The sequence below is a fragment of the Clostridium sp. C105KSO13 genome (genome assembly GCF_001517425.1).
GTDB lineage: Bacteria > Bacillota > Clostridia > Lachnospirales > Lachnospiraceae > Muricomes.
In genome coordinates this window covers 1-2,636 of record NZ_FBWL01000123.1, presented here as the reverse complement: position 1 = coordinate 2,636, position 2,636 = coordinate 1, and the positions used below count along the sequence as shown (strand labels likewise).

Annotated in this window: 2 protein-coding genes; both read right to left on the bottom strand. The window is 40.9% G+C overall.

Features of this window, described 5'->3' with window-relative positions; genetic code table 11:
* Window positions 1-270: 270 nt before the first annotated feature.
* Window positions 271-1,500 (bottom strand): IS91 family transposase, encoded by a 1,230-nt coding sequence (locus BN3456_RS01260; RefSeq protein WP_089982204.1) that lies wholly within the window; start codon window positions 1,498-1,500, stop codon window positions 271-273.
* On the bottom strand, window positions 1,490-2,359 hold the full coding sequence (locus tag BN3456_RS01255) for a tyrosine-type recombinase/integrase (RefSeq protein WP_089982202.1): 870 nt from the start codon (window positions 2,357-2,359) through the stop codon (window positions 1,490-1,492). The genes BN3456_RS01260 and BN3456_RS01255 overlap by 11 nt, the downstream gene beginning before the upstream one ends.
* Window positions 2,360-2,636 lie beyond the last annotated feature (277 nt).

Here is a 2,636-nt window from a genome sequence, read left to right as displayed (position 1 = left end):
AATAAATTAGGAAAGTTCTAAGTCAGGGGCTCAAAATCAGGAGCCTGATTAGAACTTCAAGCCCCTGATTTAGTACTTTCCTTTTGAACCAAGTCCCGCATGCGGACGGCTTATGTAGTTTTGATTGTATCCATGAACTACAAAAATCCAGATGTTTACGTTAAAGAATACTAATCTGCTGAAGATGTTGAAGAAATGTAATACTCTAACATAGATTTCTTCACATAACAACAAGACCATCCTACTGGACAGTCTGAAAATGAAAGATTCTTATGTCAAAGAACAGCTTAGAGCACGATTGCTAAAAGGCTTCCCTCTTGGGAACTGAATCACATGACCGCTACACTGAGAACAGGTGCATATATCGCGGTTATATAGCAACAGCATCAATTCTGCCATGGTTTTTCCTTTGACAGGATTCGGAATAAAAATAGTATTCCGCAGTTTATGTATCAGTTTCAGCTTCTTTGTTTTGTAACAGTTGCTTAAGAATCCGCTGAAACGTACTCTTGAAAATCCTTTGGGAAGGATGTGTTGTAGAAACAGACCTATGAATTCATCACCAGTGACAGTTTTTAACTTAGAAGCACCATTGTCTGCATAATCCTTATAGCTGAAAGTTACATTGGTATCTGTAACAGAAGTAATTCTGCTGTTGCTGATAGCGGTACGGTAAGCATAACGAGCCAGATAGGTAATGGCATTGCCGTTCCCATTGAAGGTCTCTTTGATAAAAGGAATCCATGTTTTCTCATAGAGGGAATCAACAAACTCCTTCCAGTTGTAGCGATTGCGAAGTTTCGTACATTTGCCATTCAGGGAAAGCAGCCCTTTTTCATAACAAGTTTTCAACTTTTCCATGAACTTACCACGGAACATCTTTCCCACAGCACCTTCCGGTAACAGAAAACCCTTGTGGCGTGATTCAATGAATTGACCTGAATCTGTAAGCCCACCACCAGACAAGCAACAATGAATGTGCGGGTGCAGATTTAGCTGTTGTCCCCATGTATGAAGCACCATGATAATTCCGGGAGTTGCTCCCAGATGTTGTTTATCATGGCAGAGCGTCAGCAACGTCTCGGAAGTGCAGCGAAACATGAGATTATAGAGGAGCTTTTGATTTTCGAAGATCAGATCATTAAGCTCAAAAGGAACGGTAAAGATGGAGTGATAATAAGCACATCCTTCCACGAGTTCGGAATTACGAGCCATAATCCACTTCTGTTCCTGGGGAGACTGACAGCAGGGACAATTCCGATTGTTACAGGAACAGGCATGGATTTCTATATGCCCACAAGATTCACAGTAACTGATGTTGTAGCCCAGTGTTCCTGTTTTACACTCCGAGATGCATCTGGCAGCTTTTGACTGTTCTGATGATACAGAGTGTGAATCTGCATAGGAAGAATAAAAAGATTGAAAAGCATCACGAATGGGATATTCTTTGCCAGTACTTTCGCATAATGTCTGATAAAACTTTATAGCATCACTCATCATAAGGACTTTTTACACTCCTTCCGTTACCAATACCTAATGTCAGATAGACAGAGGTACTTGAAAGAGATTTGTGACCCATGGCTTCTTTGATGGTCATGAGGTCCGTACCTGCTTCATATAGATGAAGACCAAAAGCGTGACGAAGTGAATGAAGCGTATAGCCAGCTTCCGAAAGCTTCATAACAGCAAGCCATTTCTTAAATGTGTTATAGACAGACTGCTGATGGATATGGGAGCCAGCTTTTTGACCAGGAAAAAGCCAGTCCTCCTTCGTGGCATGTGGATGAAAGACACGGATGTAATCCACAAGCAGACCATAAGCTTTTTCGGAAAGAACGGCATAGCGATCACAACGATTCTTGCTTCTGGAAATATAGATGCATTGTTTAGAGTGATAAATATCGCCACATTTAAGACGACATAATTCACTGACTCGAATCCCGGAAGAATAAAGAAGAGCCAGTTCAGCTTTGTGCTTTGGATTGTAAACAGAATCAATGATAGAATTGATTTCCTCTTTTGTAGGAACCTTCGGAAGCAATTCATCAAAATGAAGATAAGGAATCCGATAGCGATCCCAGTCACGGTGCAGGACATACTGATAGAAATCTCTCAGCTGAGCAATATAAACATTCACCGTGCGAGGATTCAGATGTCGCACTTCCTTAAGGAAAAGAAGAAAAGAACGTATTTCTTCCCAGGTAACCTTAGGAAGTGGTTTTGCGTTAAGATTTTCTTCCACCCAGTCGATGTACTGTGTCATATAGGACGTGTAAGTTGCAATGGTACCGGGAGCAAGGTCACGGAAAGAAAGGATGTCGATATGCTGTTTCAGATAGTTTGTATTTTGTTCATTCATGGAATGAGTCCTCCTGTAAAATAAAAGTTAATTAATGGTTACAAAAACTTTTTACAGGTGGAGCACGAATGGGCTTGTAAAAAAGTGAAAAAGTCGATATACTCATACACGTAGGAGCCCTACAGTATGAAAGCGACGTCGCCAAACAAAGCACTCATCTGTGGGGCTATTCCTTTATCTAAGATGAGATGATTGTAAAATAAAAAGTCTGCCAGTACAACACCGACAGACAAAAAGTTAAGAAAGGGCTATCACGCAGCATGCGTGATTTGGTTCA